Below are 22,000 nucleotides of genomic sequence, written 5' to 3'. Positions count from 1 at the left end.
TTTCCTTTCGGATAGCCTTTTATAGTAGGGCCTCTACTTTTTAAATTAAAAAGCCACTTGTGTGAGTGGCTTTTTGCGGACCGGACGGGACTCGAACCCGCGACCTCCGCCGTGACAGGGCGGCATTCTAACCAGCTGAACTACCGGTCCGTTTTCCTTTAACATTCAGTTACGTCCGTTTCGGGATTGCAAATATAGAGTCTTTATTTATATTTACAAACTATTTTTTAAAATGTATTTAACTCCTTATATCCCAGAGCCTTCTTTTAGCTTTTCTGCATTCTCAGCAAACTGTAGTGCATCGATTAGCTCTTGAACACCTCCGTCCATAATATTATTTAGGTTATAAAGTGTCAATCCAATACGGTGATCTGTAACCCTACCTTGTGGATAATTATAAGTACGAATCTTCGCAGAACGATCTCCAGTCGACACCATAGTCTTACGTCTTGCTGCAATATCACCATTTTTCTTTTGCAGCTCTATGTCGTACAATTTACTGCGCAACATCTCCATAGCAATAATTCTGTTTCCTAATTGCGAGCGTTCCTGCTGACAAACCACAACAAGACCTGAAGGTCTGTGAGTCAACTGAACTTTAGTCTCTACCTTATTCACATTCTGACCTCCGGCACCTCCTGAACGGGAAGTCTGTAAGTCAATATCAGCTGGATTTATATAAAGGTCAATTTCTTCTGCTTCAGGTAAAACTGCTACAGATGCTGCTGAAGTATGGACACGCCCCTGAGTTTCAGTATCTGGAACCCTTTGTACACGATGAACACCTGATTCATATTTCAACTGCCCATAGACATCTTCGCCACTAACTTTTAAGACAACCTCTTTATAGCCACCTGCTGTACCCTCTGTAACATCAACGGTTTCAACTTTCCAACCTTTCTGTTCAAAGAAACGACTATACATTCTATATAAATCACCAGCAAATAAAGCTGCTTCATCACCACCCGTACCTCCTCTAATCTCAAAAACAGCATTTTTAGCATCTTCAGGATCAACAGGAATCAGCATTAAGCGAACTTTTTCTTCAAGTTCCTCTTGTTCCTTCAATAAAATGTCGAGTTCTTCTTTAGCCATCTCGCGCATTTCAGCATCCTTCTCCGTACTTAAGATCTCTTTATTTGCTTCAATATTACTCATCACATTTTTGTAGATTTTATAGGTATCTACAATCTTGCCTAAGTCTTTATATTCTTTATTTAAAGCCGCAAAACGCTTCATATCCTGAACGGTGTCAGGATTACTTAACTGCTCCTCAACATCTTCCCAACGCAGTTTAATTGCTTCTAATTTATCTAACATATTCTTTTTCGAAACTTATAATATATCGCCTAACCGATTTTTTATTCGGGGAGCAAAAATACAGCTTTTTTTTCTTAACAGCAGGAAAAATTATACAAGCCAGTCTGTTGTCATATATAACTTTTAATCTTTTTCAAAATATTTAAGGCTTAAATCATTGCCATCAAATACAGCGTACGAATTATAATTCATCCATTCCCCAAGGTTTACATACCTACACTTATCATTTAATGTAAGATCTAAAGGGAGGTGCCTATGTCCAAAAACAAAATAATCATAATGGTCCTTTAACAAGATTTGATTGGCATAAACAGCCAGCCACTCATTATCCATTCCTTCAAAAACTTCATCTTTATGATTTGCAGCCCTACTACTCCCAGACCACCAATTAGCAATTCCCAAACCAATTCTGGGTGGAACAATTGAGAACAACCACTGACAAACGGGATTTCTAAATATTTTCCTCAGCATTTTATACTTTCTATCGCCAGGACCTAAACCGTCACCATGATGTAAAAAGAAGCGTTTACCTGATCTCTCTATTACCTTTTCATCACTCACTATCTCTATTCCCATTTCATCGCTGAAATAGTTTTTGACCCACATATCATGATTACCCTTAAAAAAATAAATCTTTATTCCGGCGTCAGTCATAGCGGCTAGTTTACCTTGAAGTCTAATAAATCCTTTAGGGATAACCGTGTCGTATTCAAACCAGAAATCGAAAATATCACCCATCAAAAACAACTCACTACAGTCTGATTCTATGGAACTTAGCCATCTTACAACGCGATCTTCACGTTCCCGGCTCTCCGCATAATTAGGAGAGCCTAGATGGAAGTCAGACGCAAAATATATGTTCTTTTTCATTAATGTAAACAAAGATATAGAAAATATTGACTACCTTAATTTCATAAGTTCTACAGATTATGTAGAATATTAGTAAATAGAATCGTTATTAATTACAAAAGTTCGTAAATTCGCACAAATTTTAAACTATGATTTCTACTGATATAGCCATCATTGGCGCCGGACCTGTAGGTTTATTCGCGATTTTTGAAGCAGGTTTATTAAAAATGCGTTGTCATTTAATAGATTACCTTCCTCAAGTTGGCGGGCAACTTTCTGAGATATATCCTAAAAAACCGATATACGATATCCCTGGCTATCCTACTGTATTGGCTCAGGAGCTGATCGACAACCTGATGGAACAGGCCAAACCTTTTCATCCGGGATTTACCCTAGGTGAACGTATTGAAGGGTTAGAAAAAAGAGGCGAAGGTGACTTTGTACTAACTACCAATATGGGAACCATCATAGAATCTAAAGTCGTAGTTATTGCAGGTGGATTAGGCTGTTTTGAGCCTCGTAAACCAGCCGTAGCTGGACTAGAGCAATTTGAGAATGGACGAGGCGTAAATTATATGATCCTGGACCCTGAAAAATACCGTGGTCAAAAAATGGTAATCGCTGGTGGTGGTGACTCTGCCTTGGACTGGACCATATTTTTAGCGGATATTGTTGATGAACTAACGCTTGTTCACCGTAGCGAAAGCTTCCGTGGAGCACCAGATTCTGTAAATAAGGTTATGGAACTTGCCGAAAGTGGTAAGATTAACCTGGTACTTAACAGTAACCTGAATGCTGTTAATGGTAATGGGAAATTGGAGAGTGTAGAGCTTATTCATAACAAAACACTTGAAACGAATACAGTTGCAGCGGATCACCTGATTCCTTTGTTTGGATTAAGTCCTAAATTAGGCCCTATCGAACAATGGAACCTAAACATCAGCAAAAGCGCAATAGAAGTAAATACAGACGATTATTCAACAAATATACCAGGTATATATGCAATTGGTGACATTAACACTTACACCAATAAACTTAAACTTATACTTTGTGGATTCCACGAAGCGGCTTTAATGAGCCATAGCGCATACCAGTACATGAACCCAGGTGTTAAATACACCATGAAATACACCACAGTAAACGGCGTATCAGAATTTTAAACATGGAAGACAATAACATTACCCTACACGTAGAAAATCCAGACGGAAGTAGAACAACTCTTGAGGCACCTGTAGATATGGGCTTAAGCCTGATGGAATATTTAAAAGCTTGTGAATATGATATTCTTGCAACTTGCGGAGGTATGGCTTTATGTGCCACCTGCTGTGTAGATGTGCTGGAAGGCGAAGATAAATTAAATGAGATGAGTGATGATGAGTATGCAATGCTCGATACGCTTCCTGACGTACTTCCAAATTCCAGACTAGCATGTCAGCTACAATTAAATCCTGCAATGGACGGACTTGTAGTTAAATTACACCACGCAGAATAATATTTTTCTAATCATTTTCAACAGCGGCAGCCATTGTTTTTACAGGGCTGCCGATTGTTTTATATTCGCCATCTCCTTTTAATATAGCCAACATTTTATGATTATCATTAAGCAGGGACTTTGCAGCATTTAATTCTGCATCGTACTGAAATGCCTGGGTTACTTTCCCCTTCTCATAATAGTACCGGCTAACAATTTGCGTTTCTAATATTCTCTTAATTTCAGGTTTATATGCGTTAAGTTCACTTTTCTTTGCGCCAATCATCTTACTCTTCAAGTCATCCAAATCAGCTTTTACAAGGGCTAATTTATTTTCTTTTTCAGCCTCTGTTCGTAAGTCAGACAACAATCGCTCGGTACGAGATAAATAAGAATAATCCTTTCCGGCCAAAGAACTTACAAACTGAGCATACTCATTATCCGTAAGCTGAAAAGCTGCAGCAGGTGCAATCGTCTTGTTACTCTTTTTATAATTATTAGCATAATCAAAAAACAAATACTTATTGGCTAATGAAATTGTAATTGGACTTAGCTTAGCACTCTTAACTATGATGTCTGGATAAATCCCATTTCCATCGTATACATTCCTACCAATCTTGGTATTGAACTTATTCATTAAAGAATCTGCAAACTTTGGCGTTTTACCACTTGCATCTTTATGTGCATAATCCAGGGCCTGTATACATCTTCCTGATGGTGTGAAGTACTTTGCTACAGTAACCTTTACCAAGCTATTATAAGGTAGATTAAACGTTTGTTGTACCAGCCCTTTTCCATAACTCCGCTGTCCCACCACCACTGCTCTATCCAGATCTTGTAAAGCCCCGGCAACAATTTCAGATGCGGAAGCTGATGAACCACTAATCAAAACTACCAACGGAATATTCTGGAATAATGGCGAATTAAGCGTTCTATAAGAAATGGTTTTTTGGGGATTTCTGCCCTTTTGAGTAACAATCAGCACATCCTTTTCTACAAATAGATTTACAATTTTTACAGCTTCTTGTAATATTCCTCCACCATTATACCTTAAATCAAGAATCATTCCTTTTGGATGGAGTTTGTTAAGTGTTACCGCAGCATCCTTAACTTCCTGCGCTGCACTTTCAAGAAATTTATCTAAACGGATATAAGCGATATTATCATCGGTCATGCCTGAATAAGAAACATTAGGTTGTTTTATAGCATCCCTTACTAGGGTCTTAGTCAGTAATGCACCATCTCTAATCATCAATAATTCAACAGGAGTTCCTTTTGGCCCACGCAAAAGTTGACTAACCTGAATTCTCTCCTTCCCCTTAACTTCATTACCATTAATTTTAACCAACTGATCCCCAGGCCTCACCCCTTGTTTATCTGCCGGATATCCCTCATTAACTTCATTTACAAATAGCTTACCCTCAATAAAAATAGTACTAGCTCCAATACCTCCATATTGTGTACTTACATATTTTAATTTATAGTCTTCAACTTCCGACTCAGGAACGTATTCTGTGTAAGGATCAAGATTATCCAGCATTGCATCAATACTGGTACGCATTAAATTTGAGGGATTAGTTTCCTCTACGTAGTTGATATTTATTTCTTTGTAAAGGGAGGCAAAAATATCAAGATTTTTAGACACCTGGAACAAATCTTCTTTAAAAGACCAGGTTAATCCGGCAAAAGAAATGAGGAGGGCGGCGGCTACAATTTTATATGTTTTCATCATAAAGAGGATGTTATCATCAGTCTGTTGATGGTAAATTTACAAAAAAGCGCGCAACAAATGCAATTAAAGTCTGTTGCCTTCAGGATCGGCTAAAGCCTTCTGAATAGTGAATTCTACATAGCTCCGATCTCTTTTTACCAAGTCCATTAATTGAGTAACCAACTGGTCTTCCTGACCAGGAACAAAAGCAAGATCAACCTGTGCCAGATCACGGTATTTTCTCAGAAATTTTATTTTAACCTTTTTCCAGGTTTCAGGAGTTAATGTAAAGTTTGCCATACTGCAAAAATAGAAATAATTATAATACTGTACCGCTTAATTGTAACTAGGTACGCCTTTTAAATTCAAATCCTTTATTTGTGCTCTAAGCCTCTTCATAAAATCGATACCTGGATCTGTTTTGTGTGTAATATAGGCTGGATCTGTCTCTTTCCACAAAGAAGTATTCTTAAATAAAGTGTATTCGTAATGGCCAATCACATATTCAATAGGATACCTACTTTTAAGATATCTTATGAGTTGTTCATTCGCAACAAGCTGTGCTGGCGTTAAAGGATTCTTATCACTACCAATATTCTCAACCCCAATTGCACAGTAATTCAATCCTATTACATGCCGGGCGAAAACAGTATCAGGCAATAACCTAAAAATCGTCCCATCCCTATCTATAAGAAACTGCGAAGAAACGTTTAATGCACTTGCAGTAGCAATTTCTTTACGTGCACCAGGCAATTTTGATTTATTAAACGCATTAAATGTTTGTTCGACTGAAGGGATAACTGTCCAATGTAAAACCACCATAACCGGCTTAATTGTCGGTTGCGTTTGTTTTAATCCATGGCGCTTTTCCAAATATTCCAAAGAAAGTTGTTTCCGCTCTTCATCAAAAATAATCGGCTTATCGAATATTCTAAAAGTAGCCTGCGCCCTTAAATTAAGGGCGGCAGAGCTACATAATATAATCAGCAAAAGTTGTTTTATAGTATATTTCATTATTTCAAATTAATTTCTAATATTTTCTACCAAGAGCATCATTCGCTGCCTTAAGTAGCGAGTTTCCACCATTAGTATCCTGATAAAACTCCCACATCATCATCCCATTAGCTCTTGTTTTAGCAAGAGTTGCTTTACTTTTAACAAGCGGAACACCGTTATAGTAATACAAAACGCCATCCACGGTAAAAGAGTTCTGATCAGAGCTTGCCCCTTTGATCAACAAATTCCTGTAAGTCATAGACTTTGCTGGACTCCCTGTATCTTTACCATATGCAGGGAAACCCAAAACTGCTTTTTCTTTAGGCAAACCTTTTTCATTCAGCCAGACATTCAATACGTCCTCAGCTAATTTATACGACGAATGATTTGAATCGCCCGACCAACCAGCACCATCATAAGCCATTAAATTAACAAAATCAGTCGCATCTATAGCAGCTTTATTTATTCCGTCTTTAACACCCCCTGCATAAACTCCAGCAGTGACAGCAGAACTTAAATATTTATGATATTTATGCAAGCCAACGGACAACTCTTTCATAAAAGCCTCATAGGTAATGTCATTGGATAAGTTAGAACGTGGGTATTCCCAATCGATGTCAATACCATCCAAATCATTTTCTAATGCCATTTTTATGATGTTTTTAACCAACTTAGAACGAAGTATAGGATCCGCTGCTATTGCCGAATAGATTGTCTCAGTCCCAGCAAATGAAACTGCTCTTTTCACTCCATTTTCCTTTGCTTTTTTCATCACCTTAGTAAAATTAGCAGGTTTAGTTAAAGCTTTTATTGTACCATCAGCATTCGGATAGGCAAAAGCATAATGCAAATGAGTGATCATTTTATATTTTTCATCTGCAATTGAATCGGGTTCGTTAGCTTCAGCATAATAGGCTACAATTTTAAAATTGTTATCTGCCACATACGCTCCAGAAGGCACTTCATAACTGACACCCGGGGTTTTATAATCATCAGCCACCCAATTCACACTCTTTTTACAAGACTGTAATCCTGCAATCAGAGTAAGTGACATGTATATAATTTTTTTCATAATGTTTTAATTACAATAATTAATTTATCGTTTTACATGGTCTATCGCAATCCCATAAGGAATAAATCCTTTCAGAAAAAATGTTGGCTGACTGCCACCGCTTATAGCATAACGCTTAATACCTGAATTTGCTCCAGTGCCCGCTAGTACTCCTGTGCTACTAACCTCCGTCATGTCTCTATAACCATAATAAACATAACCTGCAGTACCATCATCTGGTGCGTTGTCTACCACAATGGCAGTCACATAAGTCTGTTCGTTCGGATTTCCCTCTTCGGAGAAACTAGCTAAGGCATCGATCAATTGTGGGTTCGTACCATCAATATTACTCACGTACAAACCCTTAGAAAATCCTGTACTAGCAAAGTTTACTGAAAAATAGATTTTACTGTTTTTAGTATCTACCGCGAAACTTCTGATTTTAACATCTTTTAGCGCTGCAATACTTTCAATAAATACTCCCTTGTCTGTAAGCTTGAACATTCCTTTTCCGGCAGACCCTTGTTTTGTATACCAAATATTTCCATTGACATTTTGAATATCTCCATCAAGCCACCCGTAAACACTGGTAGCTCCTGCCTGGGCAGCTGTTAACACAAACTTAGTTGCTGGATACGCAACATCTTCTGCTGTCAGAGGCAACGTTCTTATTCCCGGCGTATTCGCATTTCTAGACATCCACCATACAGTTCCGCTATTATCTACAGTACTTGCAAAAGGGTCGTCATTACCTGTTCCCACACCACGAGTGATCGTTTTTTCATTTCCTCCGTTCAAATCCACAGAGTAAATTCTACCATCAGCTGCCGCCCCAGTAAAATAGGCATTAGCGCCTGTAGCGGAGATTACTAGACGTTCGCCGGCCACCGTTATAGACCAGGGATGCAAGCCCGTATTTAATGGCAATTGTATTGGATTAGATTGCTGCAACACAGTAAAACGCTTCTTATAAAGCTTACCAGTTTTTGCATCCGTAAAATACAGCGTTTTAACCAGCTCTCCTTTTACAACGACATCAACAGTAGCAGTCAAACTTTCTTGCCCATCATTAATCGTAAGCTTAACCGTATGTATTCCTTCATTTTGAAAAATAACCTTCGGATTTGCTTCTGTTGAAGTTAAGCCTGCCTCTCCAAAATCCCATGAGTAGCTTACATCAACACCAGGATATTTAAACACTTTGGCACTAAATTGAACTTCTCCCATTATACCAATACTAACAGGCGGTACAATCTGCGGTTGCATTTTCACTACAGTAACAGATTTTGTAATTGAATCTACCTTACCCCCCTGCCAAGCAAGTAAAGTAACGTTATATTCTCCCGGCAAGCTATAAAATACTGTATCTGGCACCAAACTCTCGCTAGTAGATCTATCCGTTAACCCTTCTTTGGTTAACGCTACTCCTTTGGGAAATTTCCAAAGATATTTTTCGGAGTATTTCGACCTATTGGTGAGAACAAGTTTCGCCGGGGCTGTAACCACACCTTCTGGTAATGTAAAATTCACGGCAAAATCACCTTCCGGTGCAATCCTGCCAACCTCATCTTCTTTACAACCTGCAAAAAACAGAAGTAAGGACATTATATATAAAAACCTATATTTTTTCATGACTAAAACTTAGTAAATGGATTCAATGCTGTTACTTATAGTGGTTTGGGCAGCGTCTGCGGTAGTTACCTTAACTATTATCAATGCAGTTAGGGCTCCATGCTTCTTAATTTCCTTTAAGCCATTGCTAATTAATAGTTCTCGGGTCAAGTTATCTCTAAGATAAGTTTTACCAATAGCGGAAACTGCTGTTTTTACCCCGCCTGTAATTACAAAATTAGCATCAGGTGCAGTAGGAAATAATTTCACATAATCTGCGACCCCGATTACAAAGGTTAGCTGACTCTTAACAATCTCAAATGCTTCATTAGGAAGCTTGCGCAATAATTCAGGTCCATTAGATGGATACTTGCCATCCGTTTGAATGAAACGATCGTATGTAACAGGCACAACATAGTTGTTCGAAAGCGTAACAAAATAATTATCCAACTCATTATTAGTACTACTTATCGTTTTCCAAACTACATCTCTTACCATGGTATCTCTTACTACCATAATGGGTTTTTCAGCATCCCACGTTTTGATCACTGTATTCGCCAAAGATAACTCCACACCAAAACGCTCTGACAGAGTATGAGAAAATTCTACTTTAGCAATCTTGTCTTTTCGTTGGGAAGTCGTTGCAGTAACCACTGTTACCTCACCAACCAAAGGTGTCTTGTTACTTAAGGAAACGCTTAACTGTGGGTTATAACCTCCACTTTGTTTCCCTAGTAAATCCATTGAACTATTCTTCTTGCAGGAGGCCGAAAAAAGCGATAACCCTGCCATCAAGAACATTATATATCTTTTCATAGCCGTTAATTTTTAAGTGTAGATTTATCTGCCCACCAAACAGGCGTAAATACCCAGTTTCTAGCTGTAGCACCTAGCCTTGCCATTTCTTGAGGATTGTAAATGTATTCTGTTTGATTGTCATACGGCAATCTTTGTATCCATTTACCAGCCCATTCACTTGAAGCTTTAGCAGGATAATATATCCCTGGGTAAGCTTTAGCGTTATAACCATATCTTCTAAGATCTACCCATGTTTCAGCTTGTAGGTACAATGCAATATATTTCTGAACCATAATATCACTAATCTCAAGCGATGCCGCATCTTGTTTTATCTTTGAAGAAGCCAAGTAAGCCGTAATCTCCGACTCTGCTACACCTAACCTTTGCATATTCAGTTTTACCCCTTCTTTATAGGCATCAAAAGCAGTGGCAAAATCGGCTTTATAAAATGCAGCCTCCGCTTTAATAAAATACAACTCTTCTTTTAAAATGTATGGGAATGGTGAGTTATCAGCAGTCCAGTGTCCATTGTATAAATTAGCAAAATCATCCATAACAGGAGGTACGGGCTCTGCTGGAGGTATTGGCACAGGCCAATTAGGCACTACTAATCCTTCTGACGCTTTCGCACCATAATAAGTATTTTTCACACCTGGTGTTGTTAACTTAAATAGCCTTGGATCAAACTTCAAACCAGGCTCTCCTACCGTCATATAATTCATAAACAGATCTGTACTAACAGAATTGTTCAACATATTTACAATCTCAGCAAAATTCCATTCCGGCCTAGCAATAGAAGCCCCCCACATGTTCCGCTCCCAATCCTTTGTAGGTGTAGTCGGATACTTAAAAACCGCATCCGAAAACCCACTTAAAGATGTATTTACAGTCGAAAGCACTGCGTCATATCCATTCTGAAAATTCGCAGTATGCAACAATAACCGGGCTTTCACTGCTTCAGCAAAAGCTTTCCATTTACTCAAATCTCCCTGATAAATCAAATCTGCAGTTCCATTCATGGTAGGATCGGATGCATTTGACTTATTCAAATCAGCAATTCCATCGTTAAGTAACTTAGCTATTTCAGCATATACAACTTCTTGAGTATCGTACTTAGGGTAATAAATACCTTTATACGCTTCTTTATAAGGCATATCACCAAAAGAATCAGTTGCTGTTAAATAAGAAAAGGCTAGCATAATTTTACCTACACCTCTGTAATTATAAGTCCCATCCACCTCAGCACGTTCAATCATACCCAAACAATTACTACCTACGTCGAAATAATGCCAACGCCAAGCACCCAAACGAGTTACATCATTATAATTCCACAACGCCTCAATCTTGCTTGTGTTGTATCGACTGGTTATATAAAAGGAATGATAAGAAGAAAATCTAGCATGGGAATATAAATGATAAGCCATATTACCTAATATCGCAGGCAATCTCAAATTTGGCGCAGTCGTTACCGGTTGCTTTGGATCTATATTGATGTCCAGATTTTTACTGCAGGAAGTCAAAATGACGATAAGCAGTACTGGTATTAATTTAAATATATTTTTCATAATCTTAACTGATAATATTAAAACCCAACGGATATACCTATTGAATAAGATCTTGATAGCGGTATAGCACCATAATCTACCCCCATAGTACTACCTCCGCCACCGCCTGCATTTGGTCCAGCACTATTTACTTCAGGATCACCACCTGAATAGTTTGTAATCAGAATAGGGTTCTGTGCAGATAGTTCAATTCCTACCCTAGCTAGTTTTAACCTATCTGTATATTTTTTTGGAAGCGAATAAGCCAAAGTGATGTATCTTACCCTTGCCCAATTAACTGTTTCGATAAAATTAGTCCCTGTAACAGCATAATTTTCAACGAAGTACTTGTAGTCAAGTGGAACCTGTTTGGTGTTTTTAACATAAGAACCATCATCCTGTAAAACCACTCCATTAAAAGTAAAGGATTGGTCCCTCCAGTCGCCAACCTCCTTAGAAATACCTCTCGAAGTCATTCCTAAACGTGTAGCATTATACACGTCTCCCCCGAAACGGAAGTCCCATAAAAACGAAAGGGAGAAATCCTTATAATTAAATCTATTCAACAAGCCAAAGTTTAGCTTAGGCTCACGATTGCCTATATATTGTGCTGAATTTACACTATTAATTACCGGATATCCATCACTACCAATCACAGTATAACCATCCTCATTCTTCAAGTAATCCGTTCCTACAATGCCCAATACGGGCATATTTAGCATAGATGCGGCTTTTGCAGCATTGTAAGGGTTTCCAAAAGTATAAGGGAACACTTCAATCTGCCCCGGAAATTCTAGCATTTTAGATCTATTGATCCAGGTGTTCAATGTTGCAGACCAAGTAAAGTCTTTAGTTTTCACTGGAACTCCAGTTAAGGATAATTCGAAACCTCTATTTCTTAGTTTACCTGCATTAAAAGTCTGGTTAACAAATCCAGTTGGAAGCGGAACCCTCGCCGTTACGATCTGATCATGACTTTCCTTGTCATAATATGCAGCCTCTATATTTAAACGGCTTTTAAATAACCTAAATTCAACACCAAATTCCTTTTCTCTCGTTGTCTCAGCCACCAGGTTTGTGTTACCACCAATAGTAGGGTTATTCTGATACCCCCCACCAATACCATAATATGGAGATAAGGTTGTATAAGTAGCATAAATTGGCGCATCCTTACCAACTTTAGCATAGCTGGCTCTAAGCTTACCAAACCAACTGTCTTTATTTTCAAACAGTTCAGAAAAAGTAAAACTACCCGAGAATGAAGGCGAATAAAATGATCTGGCATTTATCGGTAGTGTAGACGACCAGTCATTACGACCTGTTATTCCAAAACTCAGCATATTCTTATAGTCTAACTTAAAGTCACCATATATAGCATATCGCTGTCTCTTTCTGAGGCCTTCAGCCGTTATTAAGTTAGTCGCTGGAATATTATTTACACTATAGATATCAGGCACAATAAAACCTGTACCTGTAAAAGAATTTGTGCTTGCTTCAAAATACTCTGAACTGGCCCCTAAAATTAAAGTAGCTCTTAAGTCTTTAATGATATTTCTATCAAAAGTACTGTTAAAAATATTTGTTTGATACTTATAATTTCCTTTGGTTTGATATAAACGACCCTCTTTCATATAACTCCCAGGTGTACCTGGAACAGTAATATTTGAAAACTCCTGATTGTAATAATCCTGTCCTGATCTGAATGACAAATTGATCCACTCATTGGCTTTATAAGCAAGTTCACCATTAACAACAATACGCTGAGTACCTGTATTTCTAGGGTTTCTCATTACCCCCCACATCGGCGAAATCCTAGCCGTTTCTTCAGAGCCACTATTTTCATAGTATTCATAGAAAGGATTTCCATTTTCATACTGGTACCTGTTGATGTCATAACGAAGTGGATACATATAAATACCATTGGCATAACCACCAGAGCTCCCTCCAACAATTCCTTCTTTGATATTATTCTTAATATAGTTAGCGGATGCATTTAACTCAAGGTTTTTAGCCAACTGAGCTGACCCCTTTATCAACATCGAAAACTTATCTGTTTCAGTATTAGGAATAATAGAAGATCCATTATTGTAATTACCAGACATATAGTAATTAAATTTTTCTGCTCCACCAGAGGCATTAAAATTAACATCATGAACCATTCCTGTTTTAAAGAAGCGGTCAATATTATCATAGATTAATTCATCACTTCTATATTTTCTTCCCCACGATGAAATCGAACTTTCATCAAAACCACTTCCTGTACCAGAAGTATACAATCTTTGCTGTTGAGGCGTACGACCAACGGTTTCTATAAAAGATTTATAACCTAGGTTTGCCTGAATATTTCCAGACTTTCCTTTCTTGGTGGTAATGATAATTGCACCAGAAGCTGCATCAATACCATATAGCGCAGCAGCAGCAGCCCCTTTTAATATTGAAATATTTTCGATATCATCTGGATTAAAATCTGATAGTCTGTTAATTGTACCATCTGAAGATGCATTACTAACTCTTATGCCATCTACAATCATTAAAGGCTGATTGTCGCCAGTTAAAGAAGAAACACCTCTTAAGATAATTTCAGAAGGCAAGCCTGGTGAGCCTCCAGAAGAAGTAATCTGGGCACCAGCAATCTGCCCCTGCAAACCGTTTATGATATTGGACTGATTTGCATCACGAAGATCATCACCTTTAACAGTCTGAACAGAATAAGCAAGAGTACGTTTATCCCGTTTTATTCCTAAAGCCGTTACTACTACTTCACTTAATGATTTGGCATCTGGTTTTAAAACAACATCAATGGTTGTAGCAGCACCAATAGTTTTCTCCTGAGTTTCAAAGCCAATGTAAGAGAACTGTAATACATCACCGGCTTTAGTTTTGATGGAGTACACTCCACCCATGTTCGACTGTACTGCTGTAGATGTACCTTTGATTCTGACAGAGGCTCCAGGAACCCCTAGCTTGTCTTCGGCAGATGACACCTTTCCTGTCACTGTAATTTGCTGTGCCATTGCATAAACAGTCAGCAAAAACATACTCAAGAACAGCATGAGTAATTTTTTTTTCATAAAAGCTTATTTGGTTAATAGTTCAAATTCTGTTTTGTTTAGCATCCCTGACAAAAAGGCCAAATCACGCAAATACCTGCACAAAAACTAAACATTAGTAAATATCAATAATATTTTCCAGCTTTTACCTGCAAAACCTAATCTTAGTTTCTTAATTTGTAAAATTAATGTTGCACAAACCTGCATAAATAAACCATAAATTGCTTTGACATTTTTAATTACATTCGCACTCCATTCACCTGGAATTAAGTTTTTTAAACATGCTAAAAAAAGAACGACACGGTTTCATAATGCGCCAGATAAACTTGCACAACCGCGTACTTAGCTCTGATCTTATCGATCTACTTGATGTATCAGAAGATACCATTCGCCGTGACCTGCAAGAATTATCAGAAAAAGGACAGCTATCAAAGGTACATGGTGGTGCGCTTTCAAAATCTTACCAATCTTCTTTTAACAACAGTGAAGTATATGCCAAGGATGCAAAGATCATCATCGGCAAAAAAACCATCCCATTAATTAAAGATGGAATGGTTATTTTAACTGGAGGAGGCACATCAATAATTGAACTTGTAAAACGCCTACCCGAAAGCTTAAATGCCACATTTTTTACGATCAGCCCCTTTGTTGCTATAGAACTGGCTAAATATCCTAAAGTCGAGGTCATACTTATTGGCGGTATTTTCTCTAAGAACTCTTTAGCAACTTATGGCGGACATGTTATTAATCAGCTTGCTGAAATCAATGCAGATCTATGTTTAATAGGAACCAGTGCAATACATCCTCACGATGGGTTAACAGATACAGACTGGGAGATTAACCAACTCAAAAAGGCTATGCTAAACTCTTGTAAGAAAACAGGCATACTTTGTATTTCAGAAAAATTAGATACTTCGTTAAGGTTAAAAGTTGCCTCTTTAGAAAACATTGATTACTTAATCACTGAACTTAATCCTCAAACACCTGAATTAGATGCATACAGAGGAAACAGCCTAAAAATCCTTTAATAGCATATAACAGGGACCGAATCCGGAAGCCATTGTATACAAAAGAGCGACAAATCATGAAATGTGCCGCTCTTAATTTTATAGGTAATTACCATGCTTAGCGCACATAAAAATACTATCGATTCGGTGTATTATCAATGAATCTTCTTTTGGCATCAGTGGTACCCCCAATTGTTATATCACCTCTCAAACTAAAAGTATAAACATTTGATTTAAGTGCAGAAACGTCATCTCTTATAACTACATCACCAGCGGTATTTACATAACGGGCAATCAATGAATAAACACCCTGAGGGACTTTAATAAATGCTGAGCCTGACTTAAAGGCAATATTCTTTGCTACTGAGATTTCCGTACCCGGCGCTTCTTTCAGCCTCATATAAAAATCTATAGGATTTGCATTAGGCGAAACATGCACAAATCTAACATACGCGAAACCAGTATCTATTGGAGGCAAAACATCCTCCATCAAAAACGCATCAGTAGTTTTTGCAGTAGAATTGTAGAAGCCACACATATACAAGGAATAAGTCCTACCCTCCACTACATTTGCCGTAAGTTTATTGAGTACAATATTCCTATCTGCTGCAACGGCAGTTGAAGGACGAGTGGCTTTAAAATCGTACAAACCAGGATCTATTGTTGCATAAGCATTATTAGCTGGGTAAACTGTGCCATAAGTTAAGCCAGCTGTTCCACTTTCCACTCCTGTAGTTGACACAGCTGAGGAAACCTTTATATCGTTTGCGAAATAATTTACTACAGGACTATTGACAGCAAAATTAAAAAATTTGATCCCGGTAGCTTTTACCGGACCATCTATAGTTTGAATATCCGTCTTGTCGCATGAGTAAATTATTGTAGACAGCAGAAGTACTGCTGATATTAGACATTTTCTTTTCATATTACTGAGGTAAAGTGATCCACATTTCTTTTGTATGATAATCTGTTGCCAGTCCACCAATTTTTTCCAACGCCTCCTTATTCCAAACATATTCCGAATTGTAGCGCGGACGAATCCGATAAACCAACTTCCCTCCATTATCAGGGTACAAACTTGTTGGTGGTACAAAGCCAGCAAACACTTGTGCCCCTGTTACAGGATCAAGATCCAAATAATGGTACCTTCTCAAATCCATCCACTGTTCGATATGCCCATAACCCCATTGCGCTATATATTTTTGGAGCATAATGTGGGTAAGTGTTAAATCGTTACCACTAAGTGGCACAACAGCAGTAGAAGCCATGTAAGCATCCTTTTCAGATGATAAAATTTGTGTAGGCGTCTGACCATCATCAGAATTTCGTGCATTTACAAAATTGAAATGAGCAGAAATGCCGTTTTTATAAGCTTGCAATGCAACTGTTTTATCTCCTTTTCTATAAGCCGCTTCTGCCTTTACAAATTGAAGCTGCGAATAAGTAAATGCAGGCATTTTACTTTTATTAGAAAAAATGTATCTGGCAGGCGTCCTTATAGACAAAGCTAACGTAGTATATCCCCAAAAGTTATTAGGTTGCTGAGCCGTTGTCAATGCACCAACACCAGCACCAATGGTCAGCCCTCGATATTGACCGTCAGGAGAAGGAGACAACATCCTACTCATTCTAGGATCTACCACTCCAGAAAAATGGGTACCGTCCATGAGCCTAAGAATAAAACTAGTCTGACGATAATTAGTGAGATTATCTCTGGCACCTGCAAAGAAATTAATATCATCATTTGCAGTACCTGTATAAGCAAGTAAAGGCTGCTCTATATCAGCATCACTGATAGATGCATCTACTGCAGCTATTATTTCGTCGGCTTTGTATAATGTTGGTTTATTTGAATAATGATTAAGCGTAATTGCTTTCAAACCATTTGCAAATTTCACCCACATTAGAGCTTTCCCTTTATAAATGACATCTGTTTTTGCGAGATACCCTTCATTAACAGCGCCATCAGTTCTTTTGAGATTAGCAATCGCTAAATCCAACAAACGAAGAACTTCCTGATAAGCAAACTCCTGCGTATCGTAATCGAATGCAGTTCTATTCTCAAAGGCCTGTTTAATTGGGACTTCACCATGCAGATCTGTTACAGCCAACCATCCCCAGGCTTTTAAAATCTGTCCTACGCCTAATAAATCCCAACGTTGTTGCTTTTCAGCAAGATTATTCATATCCACCAAATTCTGCCCTAGGCTCCAATAAACATCCCTAAATACTTGCCCTCCATTATCAGAAGCAGGATCATAGCCTTGCCGATCCCATGTATTTGCCGTAGTAATAATAGTCCAGTTTTGAGTATAACGCCCTACGAAACGTGCATCATAAGTTGGTGATGTTACCATCCAATGAAGCATGGGCGATAGGTATAAATTTGCTTCCACTACCTGCGGAGCATTTGGATTCTCATTAACATCCAAGAACTTCTTGCAGCCTCCGAGAGCTACAAACGCCATCATTATCAATATTACATATATCTTTTTCATATGAATGTCCTTTTAAAAACCAACCTTGATACCAAAATTAAATCCTTTAGGCATTGGAAAATTACCATAATCAATACCTTGAGCACCTGATCCCCCTACGGCAGCAGAGTTACCATTTACGACAGGATCCAGACCTGTATAATTTGTGATCAAGAACAAATCCGTTCCGGTAAAAAACACGCTTGCATTTTTAACAAAACCTTGCTTTTTTAAGAATGACGCTGGCAGTTTATATTGCAGTGTGACATCTTTTAAACGTATCCAATTAATATCTTTTTCAATGAACAGCTCTTCACTCATTTCCTGATAATATAAATTTTGATAAAATGGTACAATGGAAATATTATTTGGAGTAGGATTTGCTGTATTTTCCAAACCATCCCTCATCACCCCCTTAACAATTCTTGGCTCTAGACGATCCAGCGTCATCGGTGACAATCCTAACTGTGTGAGCAGACTTTGCGTAGCATTTAAAATATCTCCACCTTTTCTGATGTCTAACAGAAAAGATAACGAAAGATCTTTATACCTCAAAGTATTAGTAATCCCTAAGGAAAAATCAGGCTGACGGTCATATCCTCTTTCTATAAAAATAGTAGAGCGAACGGGCAGTCCGGACGAAGGATTAATCAGGATATCCCCCTTATCGTTCCGCAGATAGTAAAGTCCGGTAAGCGACCGGGTAGAATAACCAACAGTCACACCATTCCGCACGTTACCGTACAACCAGGTATCAGAAACATATGACTCAGGCAAACCATTTGGCAAACTCAGCACTTCACTTCTTGCAGCCTCAAAATTGGCCATAATATCCCATGAAAAATTTGTGTTTCTAACAGGTGTCCCTCTCAAGCTTATCTCTAAACCTTCATTCTTTGTTTTGGCTCCATTCAAATTAAATAAAATATAGCCTGTAGCATAACTACCTCTGATGTCATTCACAATCTGATCTTTCGTTTCTTTGCGGTACACTGTTAAATCAAGTCCTAAACGATCATTAAAGAATGCCAATTCTGTACCTAACTCATAAGAACTAGCAAACTCAGGAACAAGATTAGGGTTAGGTCCAGTAAATCCATAGCCATAGCCACCGCCCACTGTTGTTTTACTTTCTAACGCAGGTTTATAAGCATATGGACGAGCGTCTTTACCAACGTTTGCATAAGCAGCCCTCAACTTACCTGAAGTAAATATTTTACTTAAACTTTCTTTAATAGCCGGAATTTCCGTAAACACAAAACTTCCCGAAACTGAAGGATAGAAAAATGAATTCGCTCCTACAGGAATAGTAGATGTCCAGTCATTTCTTCCTGTAAGCGTTACATATAAATAATCTTTGTAACCAAGTGTCGTTCTGGCAAATAAGCTCACTACCCTTTGTCTGCCGATTGAAGATTTTGCATTTCTAAGAGTAGTAGTCGTATTGTTTATTGAAATGAAGTTAGGATCGAGAAAATTCTCACCGTACAAACTTTCAATATTTGAATTCAATGCTTTTATGGCATTACCTACTGTAGCGTCAATGGTGAGGTCTTTAGTAATATTCTGCTTCGTCAAGTTAACTAAGGTCTGAGAATTTATATTTCTGGTATTGTCATTGGCAATATCCATGATTCCCGATTTAAGAACACCTCTTCTACTCTCTGGATGACTTAAAACCAAAGCATTATTATTATAGGCATCAATACCAACATTAGTTTTTATGAACAACCATTTAACTGGTGTAATGACGAATCCCAAATTCGAAATTATACGGTTATTTTTTGTAGTTGATTTATTTTTATTGACATTGAAATAAGGATTCTCAATTTCAAGGGTTTGATTAGCCCCATCAATCAATCTTCTTCTGGTACCTGCAGGCGTTAGGTAATCCTTCGCATTATCATTTTGTGGCCAGGTAAGCAATCCAATCAATGGCCCGCCATCTCCTTTGAATGCCTGATTATTCGTAGCATAGGAATAATTCATGGATAGATCTACATTCAACCATTTATTGATCCTTCCTCCCGTTGAGCCCATCAAAGTAAAACGATTGTAATCTGATCCGGGAACCACTCCCTGTTGCGCAGTATAAGAAGTAGAAACACGATAATTAACGACATCACTGCCACCTTCTACAGCCAAATTATGTTTTTGAGTAAATGCCGTTAGAAAAAAGCCTTCTATGTTATCATAGAATTTAGTCCCTTCCAGATACCTGGGACCAAAATACCTCAATCGATCTGTAGTTGGCGAGCCAAATGACCCTAAGTTAAATTCCCTTTGTAATTCAGGCACTGTAGATGTCTTTTCGACACGAAAACTATTGTTATAAGTAATCGCCCCTGCACCAGCTTTACCTCTCTTGGTTGTAATCACAATTGCCCCGTTGGCAGCATCAATACCATATAACGCCGCAGCCTCGGGGCCCTTTAAGACAACCAAGCTTTCAATATCTTCCGGATTGATATCCGCTGCCCTATTCGTAAAATCCACGCCTCTGTTAGCAAAACTGGTAGTTGAACTGTTTTCAGAATAAAAAGCAGAGGTATTTAAGGTTTTGTTGTCTACCGGTAAACCATCCACGATAAACAGAGGCTGGTTGCTTCCACTTATAGAGCTGATCCCCCTGATTGTAATCGAAGCTGAAGCCCCCGGAACCCCTGAAGTACTTGTTACCTCAACTCCTGCGACACGCCCCTGTAATGCATTAATAAAATTCTCTCTTTGTGTTTCAGCAATAACAGCCCCACTTACCTGTTGTTGGGCAGTACCAATAGAGCGCTTAGTAGATTTTTGACCCAGTGCGGTAACCACAATTTCATTTAGAGACTGATTATCTTCTTGAAGTGTCACATTTAAAATAGAAGAACTTCCTACTGTTTTATCTTGCGAAATCATGCCGATATAAGTAAAAGATAATACATCTCCTGGTTTCGCTTGAATGCTGTAGATACCATTTGAAGCAGTTTGGGTAACAGCGGGAGTAGTTTTAGACTTTACGGAAACACCTGGTATCGGTAATCCATCTGCTGACGAGATGACTTTACCTGTAATTGTCTTTTGCTGCGCAAAAACATGTGCGAAGAACAAAAAGCAACCTAAAGTTAGGAGTAGTTTTTTTTTCATAAACGCCGATTTTAATAAAGGTTTAGAACTATACTTGGCAATAATCCGAGAATTGCAAAAACGCTCTAACCCGCATAAAATGCAACGCTCTTAGTAAATATAAAAAAGAATTTTCATAAAAAACAATAAATTTTTACTAATTTTCTGTTAAATCAAAGCAAACCCAGCAAAAACACGCATAATACTGCACGAACTTAATTGATATAATTTTTTTTACATTCGCTAAAAATTTCATTTATGCTCAAAAAAGAAAGACACGGTTTTATAATGCGGCAGATTAACTTGCACAACCGTGTGCTTAGTTCAGATCTCATTGACTTACTAAATGTATCAGAAGATACTATTCGTCGCGACTTACAGGAATTATCAGAAAAAGGGCAATTATCAAAAGTACATGGTGGTGCTCTTTCAAAATCTTATCAATCTTCTTTTGACGACAGTGAGGTATATGCCAAAGAGGCAAAAATCATTATTGGCAGAAAAACAATCTCCTTAATTAAAGACGGGATGGTTGTTTTGACTGGCGGGGGAACTTCTATTATTGAGCTTGTAAAACAACTTCCTGAAACCTTAAATGCTACTTTTTTTACAATCAGTCCTTTTGTAGCCATAGAACTTGCAAAATATCCCAAAGTAGAAGTTATACTGATAGGAGGTATTTTTTCCAAAAATTCACAAGTTACTTATGGCGGACACGTCATTAATCAGCTTTCTGAAATCAATGCTGACCTATGCTTATTAGGAACAAGTGCAATTCACCCCCAAGATGGCTTAACAGATACTGATTGGGAGATCAACCAGTTAAAAAAGGCTATGCTAAATTCCTGCAAAAAAACAGGCATTCTCTGCATTTCAGAGAAACTAGGAATTTCATTAAGATTAAAGGTAGCAGCTTTAGAAAACATCGATTATCTAATCACAGAGCTTGACCCTCAATCACCTGAACTTAGTGCATATAATGTAAATACACTTCAAATCCTTTAACA

At 38.0% G+C, this 22,000-nt stretch carries 17 protein-coding genes and 1 tRNA gene; 4 read left to right on the top strand and 14 right to left on the bottom strand.

What is annotated here, in order from left to right; all coding sequences use genetic code 11:
* Window positions 1–76: 76 nt before the first annotated feature.
* The 3 genes from WC623_RS05405 to WC623_RS05395 all read right to left on the bottom strand — a co-directional run bounded on the left by WC623_RS05405 (window position 77) and on the right by WC623_RS05395 (window position 2,190).
* Window positions 77–150, bottom strand: a tRNA-Asp gene (locus tag WC623_RS05405).
* A 96-nt stretch (window positions 151–246) separates the two neighbouring features.
* Window positions 247–1,320, bottom strand: coding sequence for a peptide chain release factor 1 (prfA, locus tag WC623_RS05400; RefSeq protein WP_372848714.1), 1,074 nt, complete (start codon window positions 1,318–1,320; stop codon window positions 247–249).
* 123 nt (window positions 1,321–1,443) lie between these two features.
* Window positions 1,444–2,190: a UDP-2,3-diacylglucosamine diphosphatase gene (locus WC623_RS05395; RefSeq protein ID WP_372848712.1), complete on the bottom strand. Its 747-nt coding sequence runs from the start codon at window positions 2,188–2,190 to the stop codon at window positions 1,444–1,446.
* 128 nt (window positions 2,191–2,318) lie between these two features.
* On the opposite strand from WC623_RS05395, the gene WC623_RS05390 reads away from it, so the two are divergent.
* A complete protein-coding gene (locus WC623_RS05390) occupies window positions 2,319–3,329 on the top strand; it encodes an NAD(P)/FAD-dependent oxidoreductase (protein ID WP_372848710.1) in 1,011 nt (336 codons plus the stop codon).
* A gap of 2 nt (window positions 3,330–3,331) precedes the next feature.
* Entirely contained in the window at window positions 3,332–3,661 is a 330-nt protein-coding gene (locus WC623_RS05385) for a 2Fe-2S iron-sulfur cluster-binding protein (RefSeq protein WP_084290761.1), read from the top strand.
* A gap of 7 nt (window positions 3,662–3,668) precedes the next feature.
* Here the strand turns inward: WC623_RS05385 and WC623_RS05380 are convergent, their stop codons facing one another.
* From WC623_RS05380 to WC623_RS05345, 8 genes are all read right to left on the bottom strand, one after another.
* Entirely contained in the window at window positions 3,669–5,372 is a 1,704-nt protein-coding gene (locus WC623_RS05380) for a S41 family peptidase (RefSeq protein ID WP_372848708.1), read from the bottom strand.
* A gap of 63 nt (window positions 5,373–5,435) precedes the next feature.
* Complete coding sequence (locus tag WC623_RS05375; RefSeq protein ID WP_372848706.1) at window positions 5,436–5,651, bottom strand: hypothetical protein; 216 nt, start codon at window positions 5,649–5,651, stop codon at window positions 5,436–5,438.
* Window positions 5,652–5,687: 36 nt separating this feature from the next.
* Complete coding sequence (locus tag WC623_RS05370) at window positions 5,688–6,365, bottom strand: N-acetylmuramoyl-L-alanine amidase (protein WP_372848704.1); 678 nt, start codon at window positions 6,363–6,365, stop codon at window positions 5,688–5,690.
* Between the two features lie 16 nt (window positions 6,366–6,381).
* On the bottom strand, window positions 6,382–7,419 hold the full coding sequence (locus WC623_RS05365) for a glycosyl hydrolase family 18 protein (protein WP_372848702.1): 1,038 nt from the start codon (window positions 7,417–7,419) through the stop codon (window positions 6,382–6,384).
* A gap of 24 nt (window positions 7,420–7,443) precedes the next feature.
* Complete coding sequence (locus WC623_RS05360) at window positions 7,444–9,003, bottom strand: PKD domain-containing protein (RefSeq protein ID WP_372848700.1); 1,560 nt, start codon at window positions 9,001–9,003, stop codon at window positions 7,444–7,446.
* Between the two features lie 36 nt (window positions 9,004–9,039).
* Window positions 9,040–9,825, bottom strand: a complete 786-nt coding sequence (locus tag WC623_RS05355) for a hypothetical protein (RefSeq protein WP_372848698.1) — start codon at window positions 9,823–9,825, stop codon at window positions 9,040–9,042.
* A 5-nt stretch (window positions 9,826–9,830) separates the two neighbouring features.
* A complete protein-coding gene (locus tag WC623_RS05350; RefSeq protein ID WP_372848696.1) occupies window positions 9,831–11,372 on the bottom strand; it encodes a SusD/RagB family nutrient-binding outer membrane lipoprotein in 1,542 nt (513 codons plus the stop codon).
* 17 nt (window positions 11,373–11,389) lie between these two features.
* Complete coding sequence (locus tag WC623_RS05345) at window positions 11,390–14,422, bottom strand: SusC/RagA family TonB-linked outer membrane protein (protein WP_372848694.1); 3,033 nt, start codon at window positions 14,420–14,422, stop codon at window positions 11,390–11,392.
* A gap of 260 nt (window positions 14,423–14,682) precedes the next feature.
* On the opposite strand from WC623_RS05345, the gene WC623_RS05340 reads away from it, so the two are divergent.
* Complete coding sequence (locus WC623_RS05340; protein WP_372848692.1) at window positions 14,683–15,429, top strand: DeoR/GlpR family DNA-binding transcription regulator; 747 nt, start codon at window positions 14,683–14,685, stop codon at window positions 15,427–15,429.
* Window positions 15,430–15,544: 115 nt separating this feature from the next.
* Here the strand turns inward: WC623_RS05340 and WC623_RS05335 are convergent, their stop codons facing one another.
* From WC623_RS05335 to WC623_RS05325, 3 genes are read right to left on the bottom strand one after another with little or no spacing between them, the layout of a single operon-like run.
* Window positions 15,545–16,333 carry a DUF4397 domain-containing protein gene (locus WC623_RS05335; RefSeq protein WP_372848690.1) on the bottom strand — a complete coding sequence of 263 codons (789 nt, stop codon included), beginning with the start codon at window positions 16,331–16,333 and terminating at the stop codon, window positions 15,545–15,547.
* A gap of 1 nt (window position 16,334) precedes the next feature.
* Window positions 16,335–17,906: a SusD/RagB family nutrient-binding outer membrane lipoprotein gene (locus WC623_RS05330; protein WP_372848688.1), complete on the bottom strand. Its 1,572-nt coding sequence runs from the start codon at window positions 17,904–17,906 to the stop codon at window positions 16,335–16,337.
* 12 nt (window positions 17,907–17,918) lie between these two features.
* Window positions 17,919–21,014, bottom strand: a complete 3,096-nt coding sequence (locus WC623_RS05325) for a SusC/RagA family TonB-linked outer membrane protein (RefSeq protein ID WP_372848686.1) — start codon at window positions 21,012–21,014, stop codon at window positions 17,919–17,921.
* A 237-nt stretch (window positions 21,015–21,251) separates the two neighbouring features.
* On the opposite strand from WC623_RS05325, the gene WC623_RS05320 reads away from it, so the two are divergent.
* The gene (locus WC623_RS05320) at window positions 21,252–21,998 is read left to right on the top strand and encodes a DeoR/GlpR family DNA-binding transcription regulator (protein WP_372848684.1); all 747 of its coding nucleotides are present in this window, start codon (window positions 21,252–21,254) and stop codon (window positions 21,996–21,998) included.
* The last annotated feature ends 2 nt before the right edge of the window (window positions 21,999–22,000 follow it).

Source organism: Pedobacter sp. (assembly GCF_041645105.1).
GTDB lineage: Bacteria > Bacteroidota > Bacteroidia > Sphingobacteriales > Sphingobacteriaceae > Pedobacter.
This window is presented reverse-complemented; position numbering and strand designations above follow the sequence as displayed.